At 60.6% G+C, this 18,785-nt stretch carries 20 protein-coding genes; 13 read left to right on the top strand and 7 right to left on the bottom strand.

All coding sequences use genetic code 11. The features are described from left to right. The first annotated feature begins 49 nt into the window (after positions 1-49). The 4 genes from PYR65_RS00700 to PYR65_RS00685 are packed head-to-tail and all read left to right on the top strand — an operon-like array spanning position 50 to position 3,728. Positions 50-1,255 (top strand): MFS transporter, encoded by a 1,206-nt coding sequence (locus PYR65_RS00700; RefSeq protein WP_276120925.1) that lies wholly within the window; start codon positions 50-52, stop codon positions 1,253-1,255. Between the two features lie 58 nt (positions 1,256-1,313). Beyond that, positions 1,314-3,140 (top strand): translation elongation factor 4, encoded by a 1,827-nt coding sequence (gene lepA, locus PYR65_RS00695; protein WP_407951261.1) that lies wholly within the window; start codon positions 1,314-1,316, stop codon positions 3,138-3,140. A gap of 58 nt (positions 3,141-3,198) precedes the next feature. Next, positions 3,199-3,429, top strand: coding sequence for a type II toxin-antitoxin system CcdA family antitoxin (locus tag PYR65_RS00690; protein ID WP_276119510.1), 231 nt, complete (start codon positions 3,199-3,201; stop codon positions 3,427-3,429). Next, complete coding sequence (locus PYR65_RS00685; protein WP_276119509.1) at positions 3,429-3,728, top strand: CcdB family protein; 300 nt, start codon at positions 3,429-3,431, stop codon at positions 3,726-3,728. Before PYR65_RS00690 ends, PYR65_RS00685 begins: the two co-directional genes overlap by 1 nt. 79 nt (positions 3,729-3,807) lie before the next feature. Here the strand turns inward: PYR65_RS00685 and fdhA are convergent, their stop codons facing one another. The 4 genes from fdhA to PYR65_RS00665 form a co-directional block, all read right to left on the bottom strand. After that, positions 3,808-4,998 (bottom strand): formaldehyde dehydrogenase, glutathione-independent, encoded by a 1,191-nt coding sequence (gene fdhA, locus PYR65_RS00680; protein WP_276119508.1) that lies wholly within the window; start codon positions 4,996-4,998, stop codon positions 3,808-3,810. A gap of 164 nt (positions 4,999-5,162) precedes the next feature. Continuing rightward, positions 5,163-5,618, bottom strand: coding sequence for a GFA family protein (locus tag PYR65_RS00675; RefSeq protein WP_276119507.1), 456 nt, complete (start codon positions 5,616-5,618; stop codon positions 5,163-5,165). 166 nt (positions 5,619-5,784) lie between these two features. After that, the gene (locus PYR65_RS00670; protein ID WP_276120924.1) at positions 5,785-6,465 is read right to left on the bottom strand and encodes a pentapeptide repeat-containing protein; all 681 of its coding nucleotides are present in this window, start codon (positions 6,463-6,465) and stop codon (positions 5,785-5,787) included. 204 nt (positions 6,466-6,669) lie between these two features. Beyond that, positions 6,670-7,425, bottom strand: coding sequence for a type 1 glutamine amidotransferase (locus tag PYR65_RS00665; RefSeq protein WP_276119506.1), 756 nt, complete (start codon positions 7,423-7,425; stop codon positions 6,670-6,672). A gap of 188 nt (positions 7,426-7,613) precedes the next feature. Here PYR65_RS00665 and rbfA point away from each other — a divergent pair, with 188 nt between their 5' ends. The 9 genes from rbfA (at position 7,614) to PYR65_RS00620 (ending at position 16,193) form a co-directional block, all read left to right on the top strand. Further along, complete coding sequence (rbfA, locus tag PYR65_RS00660; protein ID WP_060637906.1) at positions 7,614-8,033, top strand: 30S ribosome-binding factor RbfA; 420 nt, start codon at positions 7,614-7,616, stop codon at positions 8,031-8,033. Next, a complete protein-coding gene (locus PYR65_RS00655; protein ID WP_060637907.1) occupies positions 8,033-8,488 on the top strand; it encodes a hypothetical protein in 456 nt (151 codons plus the stop codon). Before rbfA ends, PYR65_RS00655 begins: the two co-directional genes overlap by 1 nt. 3 nt (positions 8,489-8,491) lie before the next feature. Further along, positions 8,492-9,427, top strand: coding sequence for a tRNA pseudouridine(55) synthase TruB (truB, locus tag PYR65_RS00650; protein WP_276119505.1), 936 nt, complete (start codon positions 8,492-8,494; stop codon positions 9,425-9,427). Between the two features lie 168 nt (positions 9,428-9,595). Further along, positions 9,596-11,305 (top strand): sensor histidine kinase, encoded by a 1,710-nt coding sequence (locus PYR65_RS00645; protein ID WP_276119504.1) that lies wholly within the window; start codon positions 9,596-9,598, stop codon positions 11,303-11,305. Positions 11,306-11,379: 74 nt separating this feature from the next. Further along, complete coding sequence (locus PYR65_RS00640) at positions 11,380-11,685, top strand: SH3 domain-containing protein (RefSeq protein ID WP_276119503.1); 306 nt, start codon at positions 11,380-11,382, stop codon at positions 11,683-11,685. 178 nt (positions 11,686-11,863) lie between these two features. After that, entirely contained in the window at positions 11,864-12,133 is a 270-nt protein-coding gene (rpsO, locus tag PYR65_RS00635) for a 30S ribosomal protein S15 (protein WP_060637911.1), read from the top strand. Between the two features lie 365 nt (positions 12,134-12,498). Further along, the gene (gene pnp, locus PYR65_RS00630) at positions 12,499-14,631 is read left to right on the top strand and encodes a polyribonucleotide nucleotidyltransferase (protein WP_060637912.1); all 2,133 of its coding nucleotides are present in this window, start codon (positions 12,499-12,501) and stop codon (positions 14,629-14,631) included. A gap of 163 nt (positions 14,632-14,794) precedes the next feature. Then, positions 14,795-15,811: a class I SAM-dependent methyltransferase gene (locus tag PYR65_RS00625; protein ID WP_276119502.1), complete on the top strand. Its 1,017-nt coding sequence runs from the start codon at positions 14,795-14,797 to the stop codon at positions 15,809-15,811. 142 nt (positions 15,812-15,953) lie between these two features. After that, positions 15,954-16,193: a hypothetical protein gene (locus tag PYR65_RS00620; RefSeq protein WP_060637914.1), complete on the top strand. Its 240-nt coding sequence runs from the start codon at positions 15,954-15,956 to the stop codon at positions 16,191-16,193. 5 nt (positions 16,194-16,198) lie between these two features. Here the strand turns inward: PYR65_RS00620 and PYR65_RS00615 are convergent, their stop codons facing one another. From PYR65_RS00615 to htpG, 3 genes are all read right to left on the bottom strand, one after another. Then, entirely contained in the window at positions 16,199-16,594 is a 396-nt protein-coding gene (locus tag PYR65_RS00615) for a type II toxin-antitoxin system HicB family antitoxin (protein WP_060638149.1), read from the bottom strand. Positions 16,595-16,596: 2 nt separating this feature from the next. Next, positions 16,597-16,779 (bottom strand): type II toxin-antitoxin system HicA family toxin, encoded by a 183-nt coding sequence (locus tag PYR65_RS00610; protein ID WP_276120923.1) that lies wholly within the window; start codon positions 16,777-16,779, stop codon positions 16,597-16,599. Positions 16,780-16,870: 91 nt separating this feature from the next. Then, positions 16,871-18,757 carry a molecular chaperone HtpG gene (htpG, locus tag PYR65_RS00605; RefSeq protein ID WP_276119501.1) on the bottom strand — a complete coding sequence of 629 codons (1,887 nt, stop codon included), beginning with the start codon at positions 18,755-18,757 and terminating at the stop codon, positions 16,871-16,873. Between the last annotated feature and the right edge of the window lie 28 nt (positions 18,758-18,785).

Raw genomic sequence — 18,785 nt, 5'->3', positions numbered from 1 at the left:
GGAAGAGCCGCGCGCATCCGTGCTGTCGATCGCCAGCATCGTTGCCTCCATGGCCTGCGTCGGGATCGGCAATGGCATGATGTTCGCCTATGTGCCGTTTCTTCTGGCAAAAGGCGACAGCCCGCCCTGGGTTGCCGGTGCCGCAGTCACCGCGCTCGCCTTCGGCGGTCTGGCCGGCTGCGTCGTTGCCGGGCCGGTGATCCGCAGGGTAGGCCATGCGCGGGCGTTTTCCTGCTCGATGGCGCTGGTGCTGCTCTCGGCGTTCCTGATCGCGCTCGGCTTTCATCCGCTGCTTTGGGTCTTTGCGCGCGGCGTCTATGGTGCGGCGGGCAATATCAATTTCATCATCTCGCTGAGCTGGCTCAACCATGCCAGTGCCAACAGCTGGCGCGGCAAGGCCATGTCGGTGTTCTACATGGTCTATGTCATCGCCATCGGTCTTGGCGCCTGGCTGTTCGGCCAGATCCCGGCAGACGGCAATCTGGCGCCGCTGCTCACGATTTTCTTCACCACCATGGCCATCCTGCCCATCGGCCTGACGCGCCTGCCCAATCCGCCGCCACCAGCCAAGGTCAGCGTCGATGTGCCGATGGTCTGGCGCAATTCGCCCGTGGCCTTCGTTGGCGTTCTCGCCGCCGGTGGTCTCTCCATGGCCGTGCAGGGCTTCACGCCGATCTACGCCGCCGCCAATGCGGTGAGCCAGGGCGATGTCGCCCTTCTGATGCTGGTCATGCAGTTCGGCCTGATCTTCATCCAGTATCCGATGGGCGTGCTATCGGACCGGATCGACCGGCGCATCGTACTGATCCTCGTCTGTGTGCTGATTGCCGCTGCCGCCGTCGTGGCCTTGTCGGTTTCGTTCGCCAATCTGATCCTGCTGATGCTGGTCTTTGCCGTTTTCGCCGGTGCCGTCGAAACCGTCTATTCGATCGCCAATGCCCATGCCAATGATCGTACCGCACCCGCCGATTTCGTGCCGCTTGCCTCGACGCTCCTGATGTGCTGGTCGATCGCCGCCACGATCATTCCGTTGTCGATCACGCTGCTGACGCCGGTCTTCGGGCCGAAGACCTTCATCTATGCCGCCATGGGCACGGCGCTCGCCTATGCGGCCTTCGTCGCCATGCGGCTGAAATTCCGCGAAACCGTGCCGCCGCATCTGCGGGAGAATTTCGAGATGAAGAGCGCGCAGATGCCGAATGCCGGTGCGATGGTCGAGGGCGATCCTGTTGCGGGCGATATCCGGCAATTATAGTGAACAAAGCCTGCATTTCCCGCTTTGCGGCGGTTGATACCGCTGCTATATGCGGCCCATGAGCACAACACCTTCAAAGACGCCCCTGTCGCATATCCGCAATTTCTCGATCGTGGCCCATATCGACCACGGCAAGTCGACGCTGGCTGACCGGTTGATCCAGTCCACCGGTGGCCTTGCCGCACGCGAGATGTCGGAACAGGTTCTCGATAACATGGATATCGAGAAGGAGCGCGGCATCACCATCAAGGCGCAGACCGTGCGCCTGCATTACGTCGCCAACAATGGCGAGACCTATGTTCTCAACCTGATCGACACGCCCGGCCATGTCGACTTTGCCTATGAAGTCTCGCGCTCGCTGTCGGCCTGCGAAGGCTCGCTTCTGGTGGTGGACGCGTCGCAGGGCGTCGAAGCCCAGACGCTGGCCAACGTCTACCAGGCGATCGACAACAACCACGAGATCGTCACGGTCCTCAACAAGATCGACTTGCCCGCAGCCGAGCCCGACCGCATCCGCGAACAGATCGAGGAAGTCATCGGCATCGACGCATCGCAGGCGGTGCTGATCTCGGCCAAGACCGGCCTTGGCATTCCCGATGTGCTTGAAGCGATCGTGCATCAGCTGCCTGCGCCAAAAAGCGAAGAAGGCGAGAACGGCCCGCTCAAGGCGCTTCTGGTCGATAGCTGGTACGATGCCTATCTCGGCGTCATCGTTCTCGTGCGCGTGCTCGACGGCACGCTGAAGCGCGGCATGACGGTGCGGATGATGGGTGCGGACGCCAAGTATCAGGTGGAGCGCGTCGGCGTCATCACGCCGAAGATGGTCAATGTCGAGGCGCTCGGCCCCGGCGAGATCGGCTTCATCACCGCCTCGATCAAGGAAGTGGCCGACACCCGCGTCGGCGATACCATCACCGAGGACAAGCGCCAGACGGCCAAGATGCTGCCCGGCTTCAAGCCGGCCCAGCCGGTGGTCTTCTGCGGTCTCTTCCCGGTCGATGCCGCCGATTTCGAGGACCTGCGCTCCGCCATGGGCAAGCTGCGCCTGAACGATGCCTCGTTCTCCTTCGAAATGGAATCCTCGGCGGCCTTGGGCTTCGGCTTCCGCTGCGGCTTCCTCGGCCTGCTGCATCTTGAAATCATCCAGGAACGCCTCGAGCGGGAGTTCGATCTCGACCTGATCGCAACCGCCCCGTCTGTCGTCTACAAGCTGTTCATGAATGACGGTACCGAGCGCGAACTGCACAATCCGGCCGACATGCCGGATGTCGTCAAGGTGGCCGAAATCCACGAGCCGTGGATCCGCGCGACGATCCTGACGCCGGACGACTATCTCGGCGGCATCTTGAAGCTCTGCCAGGACCGGCGCGGCCTGCAGATCGAGCTGACCTATGTGGGCAAGCGCGCCATGCTGACCTACGACCTGCCGCTCAACGAAGTCGTGTTCGATTTCTACGACCGGCTGAAGTCGATCTCCAAGGGCTATGCCTCGTTCGACTATCACCTGACCGACCACCGCGAAGGCCATCTGGTGAAGCTGTCGGTGCTGGTCAACGGCGAGCCCGTCGATGCCTTGTCGATGATGGTTCACCGCATGGCTGCCGAACGGCGCGGCCGCGACATGTGCGAAAAGCTCAAGGACCTGATCCCCAAGCACATGTTCAAGATCCCGATCCAGGCGGCCATCGGCGGCAACGTCATCGCCCGCGAAACCATCTCGGCGCTGCGCAAGGACGTCACGGCGAAATGCTATGGCGGCGACGCCTCGCGCAAACGCAAGCTGCTGGACAAGCAGAAGGCCGGCAAGAAGCGCATGCGCCAGTTCGGCAAGGTGGACATCCCCCAGGAAGCGTTCATCGCCGCGCTGAAGATGAGCGACGAGTAACATCTTTTCTTCCATCGGATATGCGCATACAATAGGCGCATGTCTGATGGAGAAAGCCATGTCTCAACTCGCCCGAAAATCCGCCAATCTTTCTCTTGATAGCAATCTCGTCTCGCAGGCGCGTGACTTGAAGATCAATATCTCGCGCGCGGCCGAGGATGGCATCAAGAGTGCCGTCAAGGCCGAGCAGGAGCGTTTGTGGCGGCTGGAAAATGCCGAGGCGATCAGGCTCGAGAATGAATATGTCGAGAAACACGGCTTGCCGCTGGCGAAGTATCGCCAGTTCTGATGGCCAGATTCAAAGTCTACCGGCTGAAGTCAGAGCCCATCCTGGCAATTGATCTTCAAACCAATATGCTGGACGACCTCCCCTCCAGAGTGATGGTTCCTCTTTATCGGGTGGGGGACATGTCCTGGTCGATTTCGCGGCTCAATCCCCGGTTTCTCATCAATGGGGAACTCTACGTCATGGCAACGCAGCGTATGGCGGCTCTTCCTGTTGCTGAGATAGGCGAGCCTGTTGCCAATCTGACCACCCACGCGGACACCATAACCGCCGCCACGAATTTTCTGTTTCAGGGCTTCTGATGCCCGCCACGACGAAGCTGCAGGAGTTCCTGACCCGTAAAGGGCGCCCGGAAACACCGGACGCCCTTTGTGTTGCCGTTCAAGCGACCTTGGCGAGATCGCCGTGCGGGTCGAGGACGAATTTTTGCGCGACGCCCTGATCGAAGCTTTCATAGCCTTGCGCAGCATCTTCCAGGGAGATGATCTTCGCATTGACGATTTCGGCGATGTTCAACCGGTCATGCAGGATCGCCTGCATGAGCTGGCGGTTATATTTCAAAACAGGCGTCTGGCCGGTATGGAAGGACAGTGCCTTTGCCCAGCCAAGCCCGAAGCGCATGGAAAGGCTACCTTTTTTCGCAGCACTATCGACGGCGCCGGGGTCTTCGGTGACATAAAGACCTGGGATACCGACGGAGCCGGCTGCCCGGGTGATTTCCATCATCTGGTTGAGAACCACCGCCGGCTGTTCGCCGCCTGAATGGCCGCGCGCTTCGAAGCCGACGGCGTCGATCGCGCTGTCCACTTCGTCGCTGCCGGTCACTTCAGCGATCATGTCGCCCAGCCGGTCGCTGGCCGAAAGGTCGATCGGCTCGAATCCAACCTTCTTAGCATGCGCGAGACGCTCCTTGTTGAAGTCGCCGATCATCACCACGGCAGCGCCGAGAATGCGTGCCGAGGCGGCGGCAGCCAGCCCGACAGGACCTGCTCCCGCAACATACACGACAGAGCCGACACCGACGCCGGCCTTGACTGCGCCATGAAAACCGGTCGGCAGAATGTCCGACAGCATCGTCAGGTCCCGGATTTTCGCCATGGCCTTGTCGCGGTCCGGGAATTTCAGGAGGTTGAAATCGGCATAGGGCACCGTGACATATTTGGCCTGTCCGCCAATCCAGCCGCCCATGTCCACATAGCCATAGGCGCCACCGGCGCGGGCCGGGTTGACGGTGAGGCAGACGCCCGTGTCCTGCGATTTGCAGCAGCGGCAACGGCCGCAGGCAACGTTGAATGGCACGGAAACGATATCGCCGATCTCAAGCATCTCGACATCGATGCCCTTCTCGATGACCTCACCGGTGATTTCATGGCCGAGCACGAGGCCAGGCAGAGCGGTGGTGCGGCCGCGCACCATGTGCTGGTCGGAGCCGCAGATATTCGTCGAGATGACTTTGAGAATAACGCCATGCTCGATGCGGCGCCCGTCCGGGGCTTCCAGCTTCGGATCGTCGATATCCCGCACCTCGACCTTGCCCGGCTTCAGATAGACGACGCCTCTGTTCCTGCTCATAGTATCTCCTCCGCTGAAAATGCAGACCCGGCCGGCTCCTCCTGGCGCGGGTTCGCTTCAATGTAAGGCCAATTCTCGACAGAACAGTTCTGATCGCGACGTCAAACGTCCGCTTGGGAATTTTAGAAAAGGCTTGAACGGAAGACGTTTTAGCTTGCCGAGGTCTAGGTTTCCTGCCCGGCAAAGTCCCGCATCAGCCCCTCAAAAGCCTCCATCGGCGGAAATGCCGCGTAGGAATGCACCGCTGATGTTGTCGCCCAAGGCAGTTTCTCGCTGGTGAAGGTCTCGATGAACGGGGCAATGCCGCTTGTGTCGTCGAGCATGGTCGAGCGCAGGTTGACGAACCAGTCCATGCCTTCGGGGCGGGTGAACATCCAGGTCATGCAGTGCGGGCAGAAATAATGGCGCGTGCCACCGTGCAGGCCGCCGATGACAGGTTCGCCGGCGATGATTTCAAAGCCCTCGGCCGGAATAGCGGCGCTCAGCGAAAAAGCGCTGGAGGACATTTTCTGGCAGCCGGTGCAATGGCAGGCCATGGTGAGAAAAGGCTGCGCGCTGATCTTCAGTCGCACCTGCCCGCACCGGCAGCCGCCTTCCTGGGGGATCGTCAGTTTGCTCATGGGAAACTCCTCCGGTTTTGGTCCTCAACGTAGCGGAGAAGCCCTTCATGTCCAGTGCCGGCAATGGTCACGGCACAACGAACCGTCAAGCAAGTGCACAGTTGGTTAGCCGGCTTATAAAGGGTGCAAGTGATAGGAATCTATGAGCTCCCATTGTGGATGCCGGTTATTTTTCCGAGGCGCAGGGCCAGCCGGTTGGAATAGTCAGCCCGTCCGGCAGCTTGGTATCCTTGTCGCCGCAGGCCAGATCGATCTGGCCCTGCTGCAGGCCTTTGGCTGCGGAGAGATCAAGACCCTCTATATGCGTGAGGAACATGAAAGCCTGATCGAAATCCAGCGGGCCTTCGAAGGTCACACCGCTGAGATTGGCGCGCGACAGGTTGGCGAGCGCAAACCGCGCGCCGGTGAGCGTCGCGCCCTTGAACAGGACACGGCCGGCTTCCGCCTTTTCGAAATTGGCCCCGGTCAGATCGGCACCGCTAAAATCGGCGCGCTGCAGTTCTGCACCGGCAAACGAGGCGCCATTGGCGGTGATCTTGGCAAAGCTTGAGCGATAGGCTTCAATCCGCGCGAAATTGGCCTTTTCAGCCTTGGCCCCGGCCAGCCACGCGCGCACCAGATTGGCCTTTTCGAGATTGGCGGATGCCAGATTCGAGCCGCTGAGATCGGTCAGCGAGAAATCGGTGCCGGAAAGGTTAGCCCCTTCGAGTTCGCTGGAAGGCAGCATGAGATTTTTCTTGGTGCATTCGCTCCAGTCCAGCCCCGGTTCCGGGGTGCTGCCGCAAGAGGCGGCAAGGGCCGGTGGGATGGTGGCAAGGCAAAGCGCCAGCCCGGCCGCCGGAAGCATGGCGGCGGCAATCGTCTGAATGCGCCAGGCCTCGCCCGTTGATCGAGTGGTCCGGCGCCCGTGCCTGATGGAAAATATCGTCATGCGCTTCTCCGCTCCTCTATCTGCCTCAGCGGGCTGACGTCTTTCGCCTATAACAGCGTGTCCCGAGTTGTAGATAGGAAACGCGGGCCTTCACCGCAAACACCATAAGCGGTTTATGTTTCAAGCGTTCACGCCGGCTATTTCCCTGGCCTCATGATCTGTGGCCGTTTTCACGGGAAGTATTGTCGCCACCCAAGCGCGGGCAAGAGCCAATCCGGCCGCGTCTGCCTGTTCGCCATGCACTGCTGCATGCTTGCTATAATTTGGCAGCCAATCCGGATCGATGCGGTTGATCACCGTCTCAAAGGTCCGGTTCCAGCTTTCGACAACCGCTGTCCCCGCCTCGAAATGAAACTGCATGCCATAGGCAGCGCGGCCGACGCGGAAGGCTTGATTGGCAACGGCCGGGTTGCTGGCCAGGTGAACGGCGCTGTCGGGCAGGGTGAAGCTGTCGGAATGCCATTCGAAGCTGGTAAAGGCGTCGCCTGCGGCTCTCAGCACCGGGTCCTCTTTCCCGTCGGCAGTCAGTTCGACGCCATGCCAGCCGAATTCACGGGTCCGGCCAAGCAGATTGTCCCCACCATGGGCGCGGGCGAGAAGCTGGCTGCCAAGGCAGATGCCGAGCACCGACTTGCCGTCGTCCGTGAAGGTCTTCATCAATCGGGCGAGGTCCGGAAGATAGGGATGGATGTCATCGTCGACGGCGCTCTGTTCGCCGCCAAACACCACCAGTGCGTCATGACCATGGCTGCCGGTCGGCAGCGCCTCGCCTGCGTATGGCCGGCGAAGGTCGATTTCGGCTCCTGCCTCTTCAAGCGCCACGCCCACCTGCCCAAGGCTGGAATGGTTCATGTTTTCCACCACCAGAACCCGCATCGTCTCTCCGTCCGCTCGCTGTTTCCATCAGATTGACCACGCGGCGGCGGCGCTTTCAAGTGGGCTTTTTGCCGATTTGGCAGCCTGTCCGGCCCTCGGAATGGCCGGAAAGCCTTGACCTTTTGGCCCGAAAGTAGCATTGGACCGCCTTGGTCGCGTTCGTTGAAACGCCAGACATCGGAAAAACCATGAGTAAAGTGACTTCCTCTGCCCCCTCGCAGCGCATGCTGAGGGTCGGCGAACAGGTACGTGCAGGCCTGACCCAGGTGCTGCAGCGCGGCGAAGTGCGCGATCCGCTGCTGGAAACGACGGTGATCTCGATCTCCGAAGTCCGCATGTCGACGGACCTGCGCGTCGCCACGGCTTTCGTGACCCCGCTCGGCGTTGCCGATCATGGCAGCGTCATCGAGGCTTTGAACCGCCATGCCAAATATATCCGGGGCCGCCTGACCCCGCATATCCGCCAGCTGAAATACATGCCGGAAGTCCGCTTCAAGGACGATACCAGCTTCGACAACTACAAGAAGATCGACGCGCTTCTGCGGTCTCCGGAAGTTCTGCGCGACCTGAAGGATGACGACGGTCAAAACGATAAAAACGAGGAGTGATGGCAAAGCATATCACTCTGGACGAACTCAACGCCTGGACGTTTGACCAGCGGCAGACATTCTATCGCAATGGGCTGGCGCGGTTCGACAATGCCGACGCCGTCCGTCTCGTCGAAATGATTGTCTCCTCCGGCCTGCCGTTTCGCCACGGCAAGGACATCGCCCATGGTGATCGCGAGATGAAGGCGCTCGAAGCCATCGTCAATTCGCCCTATAATGAAAAGCTGCTGCTTGAGGCTGCAGCCTCCGGAAAGCCGCCGCTCGGCGCCATCGAGCCCCTGCTGGCCGAAACTCTGCGCGACGATTACCGTATCGACAATGGCGCCACCATTGCTGCCGGATACCTGATTGCCAAGCGTCTCTACGCGCTCGGATTTGAAAAAGGCAACAGCCAGAAAATGCCGGATGGCAGCGTTGCCAAGACTGCAGCGACATTCCGCAAAAAAAGAGCCTGAACCATGTCAAAACCCCGCAAGCCCAAGGGCCGCCCGATTTCCGGCTGGCTGATCCTCGACAAGCCGCTGGATTTCGGCTCGACCGAAGCCGTGTCCAAAATCAAGTGGCTGTTCAAGGCGCAGAAGGCAGGCCATGCCGGTACGCTCGATCCGCTGGCGTCGGGCATGCTGCCGATTGCGCTGGGCGATGCGACTAAGACCGTTCCCTATGTCATGGACGGCCGCAAGATCTATGAATTCGCCGTTGCCTGGGGCGAGGAACGCTCGACCGACGATCTGGAAGGCGAGGTGACGCAGTCGTCGCCCAATCGTCCCTCAGAGGAAGATATCCGCGCGCTCCTGCCGAAATATACCGGCGTGATCAGCCAGGTGCCGCCGCAGTTTTCGGCAATCAAGATCGATGGCAACCGCGCCTATGATCTGGCCCGCGAAGGCGAGACCGTCGATATTCCCGCTCGCGAAGTCGAGATATTCCGCCTGTCGCTGCTCGGCTGCACGCCGAGTTTGGCGCATTTCGAAATCGAATGCGGCAAGGGCACCTATGTGCGCTCGCTGGCCCGCGATTTCGGCCGTGATCTCGGCTGTTTCGGTCATATCGCCTCGCTGCGCCGCAGCTTCGTGGCGCCTTTTGCCGAAGAGGCCATGGTGCCGCTGGCGGAACTTGTGGCCCTGGAAAAGATCGAAAGTGACGAGGAACGCCTGGAAGCGCTCGATGCTTTCCTGATCGATACCGGCGAAGCTTTGTCGAACCTGCCGCATATCGCGATTTCCGAAGACCAGGCCCATCGGCTGAAAATGGGCAATCCGATCATCCTGCGCGGCCGCGATGCACCAACCGCAGAACCGGAAGCCTATGCGACCTCGCGCGGCAAGCTGATTGCCATCGGCGAGATCGGCGAAGGCGAATTCCGGCCCAAGCGCGTCTTCGTCACGGGTTGACACTTCAAAGGCCCCTCATAGATTTCGTCACACGCGATCGGTTGCCTTCATATAGCGGCTGGCGCATGGTCCTGCCTGAGTTCGGGATTCGCGCATACGTCAAATGAGACCTGACGGGTGGATGCGGGTGCCGGCGCGCAGGCATGAGATGTGGTGGATGAGGGGCGCTTGAGCGACGCACAGGAGAAAAAGAGCGGGCCGGGAGGTTCCTGGCGAACGCGCCTGCGCTCGCGGCTGCGGCGGCCGCTGTCGTTTTATCTGACAATGCTGCTGCTTATCGCCATCGTCCCATCCTTCGTATTCTCCCTGATCATCCTGAAGCGCAGCACCGACGAGCAGGAGCGCGTCGTGACGGCGCTGCTCAAGGCTTCGACAGGATCGGTGACGCGGCTGGTGGAGCGCGAGGTCGATGGCATGCTGACCACCCTCAAGGTGCTTGTCGCTGCCGGTGCGGACGATGGTAATAATCCTGAGCGATTCTACGGCCGCGCCCGCTCTTCGCTTGCCGATACCGAATCCAATCTCCTGGTGATCGATCGCGGCCATAATCAGCTTTTCAATACGCGCGTTCCCTATGGCAGTCCGCTGGGCAAGGCATCCGACCCAATTTCAATCGATCAGGCATTCCGCAATGGCGGCCCGTTCATTTCGAACGTCTTCTTCGGCAAGACGGCGCAGAAATGGGTGTTCAATGTCTATCTGCCGATCACCACGCCGCTCGGAAACAGCGATTACCTTCTGGCGCTGACGCGCAACGCTGAAAGCATGGCAAAAACGGTCAACCGCGATGTCTTGTCACCCGGCTGGAATGCGGCGCTGCTGGATGGAGCCGGTCATGTCATCGCCTCGTCCGATCCGGATCTTGCGGTCGGAAAACCGTTTTTCATGGAGATCGTGCCGGCCTTGCGCGTCGGCGTCGGCGATGCGGTTCACGATGGCGTAGAATACCGTACGGTCACGGAATTTTCCGTGCTGACCGGCTGGAAGATCGTCGCCTGGGCCAAAAGTGCCGATGTCGATGCGCCAGCACTCTGGTCCTATCTCTGGCTGTCGCTGGGTGGACTTCTCTTCGGTGGCATAGCCGTTGCCGGATCCACCGCCATTGCCAGCCTTCTGACGCAGGGCGTCAAGGTTCTCGCCCGTGACGCACATCTTCTGGGTGCCGGCCGGCCGATCGCACCGCGCAAGCATATGATCGTCGAGATCGAAACGGTTTCGGCAGCTTTGGCCGATGCCGCGCAGGCGCGCCGCAAGGCGGAAAACGAAATCCGCTTCCTGATGCGCGAGGTGGCGCATCGCTCGAAAAACCAGCTGACGGTCATCCAGTCTATGCTCAACCAGTCGCTGAACGCCGCCGAAAGCCGGGTGGATTTCGCCGAAACCTTCCGCAAGCGCATCGCCGGGCTTGCCCGCTCGACCGACCTGATGATCGCCAATGCGGCGCAAGGGGTGGATTTCCAGGAACTCGCGCAAAACCAGCTGCAGCCGTTCACCCCCGATGATCCGCAACGGGTTCATCTCTCCGGGCCGCCGGTACGGCTGGATGCGCAGGTGTCGCAGACGCTTGGCATGGCCCTGCACGAACTGGCCACCAATGCGACGAAATATGGGGCCTTGGCCAACAGCAGCGGCGTGATCGACCTGCAATGGTCGGTGCTGGAAGGCACGTTCCTGTTCGTCTGGAGAGAAAAAGGCGCCGATATTGCTCCAGCTGAAGGCACCAGCCCGCGCAAGGGTTTTGGCACCATGGTTCTGGAGCGCATGCTCGGCATGGCGCTGGATGCCAAGCTGGAACGGATCATGCATGAAGACGGGATCGAATGGCGCGTCCGGATCCCTGAGGAAAAGCTGAGCGCCAATCTTGCGGCTCAACCTTGAAGCAAAAGCCTGACGGCCCAGCCCTGTGGTTTGCCCGGTCGGAGGACATGTCGATGTTGCAAAGAGGTTTCGGAATGGCTGCATTTCTTGTCGCAACCCTTTTCGCCGGCACAGCGTCAGCCGCAGAGTGCCTGGTCGCCGATCCCACTGGAACGCCGCTCAATGTGCGCTCAAAGCCTCAAGGCGGCGTCGTGTCTGCTCTTAGCAATGGCGTGGCCGTCGAGATCGTCGATCAGCGCACGCTGGGTGGCAAGCGATGGGCAAAGGTCGCCGCCGATGGCGCGGTGCTCGGCTGGGTTTTCTCCGCCTATCTTGATTGCCAGACGATCGATGACCGCAGGAAATCCGCCCCGATGCGGCCACGCACGCCACCGCAATGAGCGCCAGTTGAGCCATTGCGGCGTCTTTATCCGCCCTCTTTCTTTTTAATGCCGGATGGTTTATAGGCAGCGCCAGCATCAGACCCCGCTCTCTGCGGACTTTTGCCTTCATGGCCGCAGCTAGACGGCATCCCGGCTGCTGGCGACCCGAAATCCTAAACATTGAAAGGATGACACGATGTCGATCACTGCAGAGCGCAAGGCTGCGCTTATCAAGGAATACGCAACCGTCGAAGGCGACACCGGTTCCCCGGAAGTCCAGGTTGCGATCCTCACCGAGCGGATCAACAACCTGACCGAACACTTCAAGGGTCACAAGAAGGACAACCACTCGCGTCGTGGCCTTCTGGCAATGGTTTCTACCCGCCGTTCGCTTCTTGACTATGTCAAGGGCAAGGAAGAGGCACGGTACACCAAGCTGATTACTGCTCTCGGCATTCGCCGCTAAGCCTTACACCGGCGGGACCCTTCAACAGGGGCCCGCCGGTTTGTTTTTTGCGGGGAATTCACCCCCGCCCTTGCGCTTCCAGCCAAGCCGAAACGGCGCTGTTGGAAGCGGACACCCTAGCAGACCGGATGGGCCGGTTCTGCGGAACCAACCGATGACCTGTCATGGGGCAGGATTGCAGGATGCTTCGGCGCTTGCGCGTTTGCCACGCACCGGAAGCACCCGCTTTCATAAGTGCGCGGTTACCGCCAGCCGAATTTGGAAGCCTCCCGCTGTCTTGCCCGTGATGTGTCATATCAGCGGAAACACTGCCGCCCGCGCCACACTGGCTGCGGCGCGGCATTGCCGCACACGAAGGACAAAACATGTTCGATACCCATACAGTCGAAATTGAATGGGCAGGCCGCCCGCTCAAGCTCGAAACCGGCAAGATCGCCCGTCAGGCTGACGGCGCAGTTCTCGCCACCTACGGCGAGACCATCGTTCTCGCCACCGTCGTTTCGGCCAAGTCGCCGAAGCCGGGCCAGGATTTCTTCCCGCTGACCGTCAACTACCAGGAAAAGACCTACGCAGCCGGCAAGATCCCCGGCGGCTATTTCAAGCGCGAAGGCCGTCCGTCGGAAAAGGAAACGCTGGTTTCCCGCTTGATCGACCGTCCTATCCGCCCGCTGTTCCCGGAAGGCTACAAGAACGACACCCAGGTTGTCGTGACCGTCGTACAGCATGACCTCGAAAATGATCCGGACATCCTGTCGATGGTTGCAGCATCCGCTGCCCTGACGATCTCCGGCGTTCCCTTCATGGGCCCGGTCGGCGGCGCACGCGTTGGCTATATCAACGGCCAGTACGTCTTGAACCCGCATCTCGACGAAATGCCTGAATCGATCCTCGACCTCGTCGTCGCCGGCACCCAGGACGCCGTCCTGATGGTGGAATCGGAAGCCAAGGAACTGAACGAAGACGTCATGCTCGGCGCCGTCATGTTCGGCCACAAGGGTTTCCAGCCGGTCATCGACGCGATCATCAAGCTCGCTGAAGTTGCTGCCAAGGAACCGCGCGATTTCACCCCGGAAGATCATTCCGAACTCGAAGCCGAAATGCTTTCGATCGCTGAAGCCGAACTGCGTGTTGCCTATAAGAACACCCAGAAGGCCGAACGTTACGCTGCCGTTGATGCCGTCAAGGCAAAGGTCAAGGCTCACTTCTTCCCGGAAGGTGCTGAGCCGAAATACACCAACGAAGTCATCGGCGCCGTCTTCAAGCACCTGCAGGCCAAGATCGTTCGCTGGAACATCCTCGACACCAAGAGCCGCATCGACGGCCGCGATCTCGATACCGTTCGCGCCATCGTTTCGGAAGTCGGCATCCTGCCGCGCACCCATGGTTCGGCCCTGTTCACCCGCGGTGAAACGCAGGCGATCGTCGTTGCCACGCTCGGCACCGGCGAAGACGAACAGTATGTCGATAGCCTGACCGGCATGTACAAGGAAAAGTTCCTTCTGCATTACAACTTCCCGCCCTACTCGGTCGGTGAAACAGGCCGCATGGGCTCCCCGGGCCGCCGCGAAATCGGCCATGGCAAGCTCGCATGGCGCGCGATCCGTCCGATGCTTCCGGCTGCCGACCAGTTCCCCTACACGCTGCGCGTCGTTTCCGAAATCACCGAATCGAACGGCTCTTCCTCGATGGCAACCGTCTGCGGCACCTCGCTTGCCCTGATGGATGCCGGCGTTCCCTTGGCCAAGCCGGTTGCCGGTATCGCCATGGGCCTGATTCTCGAAGGTGAACGCTTCGCCGTTCTCTCCGACATCCTCGGCGACGAAGATCACCTCGGCGACATGGACTTCAAGGTCGCCGGCACTGCCGACGGCATCACCTCGCTGCAGATGGACATCAAGATCGCCGGTATCACCGAAGAGATCATGAAGGTCGCGCTGGAGCAGGCACAGGGTGGCCGCAAGCACATCCTCGGCGAGATGGCCAACGCCATCACCGAAGGCCGTTCGCAGCTCGGCGAATTCGCACCGCGCATCGAAGTGATGAACATCCCGGTCGACAAGATCCGTGAAGTCATCGGTTCGGGCGGCAAGGTCATCCGCGAAATTGTTGAAAAGACCGGCGCCAAGATCAACATCGACGATGACGGCACGATCAAGATCGCTTCGTCCTCCGCCAAGGAAATCGAAGCGGCCCGCAAGTGGATCCACTCGATCGTTGCAGAACCGGAAGTCGGCCAGATCTACGAAGGCACGGTCGTCAAGACCGCCGACTTCGGCGCTTTCGTCAACTTCTTCGGTCCGCGTGATGGCCTCGTGCACATCTCGCAGCTCGCGTCCGATCGTGTTGCCAAGACCTCCGACGTCGTCAAGGAAGGCGACAAGGTCTGGGTCAAGCTGATGGGCTTCGACGAGCGCGGTAAGGTTCGCCTGTCCATGAAGGTTGTCGATCAGGCAACCGGCAAGGAAGTCGCCAAGGGCGAAGGCGAAGCTGCTGAATAAGCGTTCGGCCGTTTAATCGACTACGGGCGCGGAGCAGATCGTTCCGCGCCCTTTCTTATTTTCCCGAAAGCCGCCTGACCGGGCTTTTCTCATTCCCTTTGTTACCGTTTGTCTTTTCGGAAATGACTTTCCACCGTCCCTGACAAGCCTGAGGACCTCGACCATGAGCCGCGACACGCTGAAGACCCTTTTCCATCCTTTCGAGACCGGCGTTGTCCCCGCACCCGGCGAAGGCGAGCGCGTGCTGTTTCTCGGCGCCGAGGCAGGCTACCGGCTGCCGTCTGAGTTTCTAGGCTCGATTACCGCGGTGCAGGCCTCAAAGCCGCTCTACAAGGCTCTGGAGGCCGCCAAGGCATCGGTCACGCCCCAGATCGAGGGCGACGACTTTGATGCGGCGCTCATTCTTTGCGGCAAGCACAAGGGCGAGAACGAGGACCGGATCGCCGAGGCGCTGAAGCGCGTCAAGGTCGGCGGCCTGATCGTCGTCGCCGGCGGCAAGGATGATGGCATCCAGTCGCTGCGCAAGCGCGTTAACCAGCTGGGCTGGGGCGGCGACAGCCTGCCGAAATATCACGGCATCGCCTTCTGGTTCGGCCGTCCGGAAGATGCAAGCGGCGTCATTGCCAAATTCTCCAAAAGACCGGTTCGGGTCGAAGGCCGTTTTGATGCCGCACCCGGCATGTTCTCGCATGAGCGCATCGATGCCGGCTCCGAACTGCTGGCCTCGCGCCTTCCCGACGACTTCAAAGGCCATGCCGCCGATTTCGGCGCCGGCTGGGGTTATCTGTCGGTGATGCTGGCCGAAAAGGCACCGAACCTGAAGGGGATCGATCTTTTCGAGGCCGATTATCATTCGCTGGAAGCTGCGCGTGCAAACCTGAAGGCCAATTGCCCCAACGTTCCCACCCGGTTCTTCTGGCAGGACCTGACGTCTGAAGAAACCCGCGACAAATACGACCTGATCGTCATGAACCCGCCATTCCACGAAACCCAGGCTGCCGATCCGGCGCTGGGCGCTGCAATGATCAAGGCTGCCGCCAAGGCGCTGAAGATCGGCGGACGGCTGATGCTGGTTGCCAATCGCGGCCTGCCCTATGAAACGGTGATGCCCGAGACGTTCAAGGAATGGGGCGAAACCTGCCGCAACGCACGCTTCAAGGTGCTCTGGGGCAAGCGTTAAAGCCTCGTACGATCAATGCGTCTCATGGATCGTACGAGGCTCTCATCAGCATTTGCTTTTGCAATTGCTTTCTTGACGAAACGGGTACACCTTTAATTCCAGCGCTTGCGTGAGATCGCGCAAGCATCGATGGAGTGTGCCAATGGTTTCTAGCTATGGACACCGCCCGCCCGTCAGTGAGGGCGTCGCCGAAGTCATCGTCAAGGATATCAAGAGCGGGGAAGGCAAGAGCGGCGCCTCGGAGGTGCCTCTGGCCTTCCAGACCGGCCGCACCCCGGTCGATCCCGCAATTCTCGGCAATACCCGCAAACAGATGATGATGTTCGCCACGTTTGCCGTGGCGGTTTTGGTGGTACTGCTGGTCGTCTGGTGGGCCGCCTGATATCGTCAGGCCGCTTCGATTTCCTTGCGGGCACAGCTGGCCAGAAAGGCTGAACGCGTCAGGCCCCGTTCGCGGGCGGCCATGTCGATGGCATCCAGCATGCCCTTTTCAAACGTGACATTGGCGCGCACGATCCGGGTGCTGTCCTCGATAAAGGGGACCCGCATCAGGAAGGCGCCCGCAGCCAATTCGCCGGAAACATCGTCCAGGCGCATGATCTCGTCATGCGAGGAGGGGACCGGCACGGGCTGGTCCTCGGCCCATAGCCGGATTGCTTCCACCGCGTTTGCGGTCAAATCCTCTTCCTCATCGGCAGCGGAGAAAACGCCTGGAAGGTCTGGAAAGGTGACGCCATAGGCACTGTCTTTGTCTTTATGAACGAGAGCAATGAAGTGTTTCATGATCAAATCCATCCGGCCTGTTTTGCAATGGCGCGTGCCGTTCCCGTCGGCAAATCCTTTTTCGGGTGTGGAACGATGATGGTCTTTGCACCCTTCCGAAGCTTATGGTGCGAGCCACTTATGGACACGATCTCGAACCCTTCGGCCTTGAGGCGTTTGATAATCGCTTTGCTGTCACGCTCCATGCCGGCAAAATCCATCAAGGCCCAATGCGCAATATAGTGCGTATTGGCCCTTGATGCAAGATCGGCCTCATAGCGGCAAAGAGCTGGTAACCTACCCTTTCAAAGCCCGCTCGAACAGCCGCGAAAGCCGCTCGGCAAAGGCGCGGGGGTCTTGCGGCTTGTCGCCGTCGAGGACGCGGGCCTGGTCGAGCAGGAGCTGCACGGCATCGGTGCGGAATTCGTCGCTGCCACTGGCGGCCAGAGCCGAAATCAGACCGTTGGTTGGGTTGATCTCAAGCACGGGCTTGGCAATCATGTCCAGCCGGCCAGAGCCCTGCAGCAGCTTTTCCAGCTGGCGGTCATAGCCCTGTTCGGGCGCTACCAGGCAGACGGCGCTTTCCGTCAGACGGTCGGATGCCCGCACGTCCGATACAGCATCGCCGAGCGTTGTCTTGGCAAAGGCAATGAACCCGGTGACGGCTTCGGATGTCTCAGGCGTTGCCGCTGTTTCGCCATCGGCCGTGGGGACTTGCGTCAGGTCGGCGGCCCCTTGCGTGATCGACTTGAACGGCTTGCCTTCGAAATCGGGTGCGGCCGTCACCCAGAAGCTATCGACGGAATCGGTGAGCAGCAGAACCTCGATGCCTCGGGCGCGAAAACCTTCAAGCTGCGGCGAGGCCTTCAGCCGGTCGAGATTGTCGCCCGTCAGGTAATAGATCGCCGCCTGCGCGTCCTTCATGTCCTTGACGTAATCGGCCAGCGACCGCGCCGCCTCATCAGATGTGGTGGTGCGGAAGCGTGACAGCGCGATCAGCTGTTCCCGGCGCTCGAAGTCGTCGTAAATGCCCTCTTTCAGCACGGCGCCGAACGCATCCCAGAGCTTGGCAAAGGCGTCCTTGTCGCTTTCGGCAAGCTTTTCGATGGCGCTCAGCACGCGGTTGGTCAGCCCCTTGCGGATGGCAGCAAGGATCGGGCTTTCCTGGATCATCTCGCGCGAGACGTTGAGCGGCAGGTCGGACGTATCGACAAGGCCGCGCACGAAACGCAGGTAGCGCGGCAGAAGCTCGGCATCGTCGGTGATGAAAACCCGCTTGACGTAGAGCTTCATGCGGCCCTTGGCGGAAGGATCGAACATGTCCATCGGCTTGGATTCCGGCACGAAGGCAAGACCGGTATATTCGTGGCGGCCTTCGGCGCGGAAATGCACGGTGAGCGCCGGTTCATCATACTGGCCGGAAACGCCGCGATAGAAATCGGCATAGTCTTCCTTGGTGATCTCGCTGCGCGATTTCGTCCACAACGCCGTTCCATCGCCAATACGCTCGGCGTCATCGCCGGGCTTCTCGATCAGGTCGATCGGCACCGGCACATGGCCGGACTGGTCCTTGACGATCTTCTGGACGCTCCATTTGGACGTATAGCTCTTGGCATCGTCCATCAGGTGCAGCGTGATGCGGGTGCCGCGTGCCGGAGCGTCAGAGAGATCGGCCTCGGACACGGTGTAGCTTCCCTTGCCGTCCGACGACCAGACAAAGGCATGGGCGCTGTCGGCATGGCGCGAGACGACATCGACCTTGTCGGCCACCATGAAGGCGGAATAGAAGCCAACACCGAACTGGCCGATCAGCTGTGCACCTTCGCCGGCCTTGGCCGCCTCGACGCGCTCCATGAAGGCGCGCGTGCCGGAACGGGCGATGGTGCCGAGCGCCTCGACCATATCGTCGCGGCTCATGCCGATGCCATTGTCCTCGACGACCAGCCTGTTGCTTTCGGCGTCAAGCGTCAGCGTGATGCGCGGTGTGGGGTCGTCATTGAGCAGTTCCGGCGCGCTGATGGCCTCGTAGCGCAGCTTCTCGCAGGCATCAGCCGCGTTGGAGATCAGCTCGCGCAGGAACACGTCCTTGTCGGAATAGACCGAGTGCACCATGAGATGCAGCAGGCGCGCCACATCGGCTTCGAAGACGTGATTTTCAACGGGTTTTTCGGCGGCATCGCTCATGCGTGTCTGTCCTCAGCGTGATTCTGGA

Source organism: Pararhizobium qamdonense (assembly GCF_029277445.1).
Lineage (GTDB): Bacteria > Pseudomonadota > Alphaproteobacteria > Rhizobiales > Rhizobiaceae > Pararhizobium > Pararhizobium qamdonense.
This window is presented reverse-complemented; position numbering and strand designations above follow the sequence as displayed.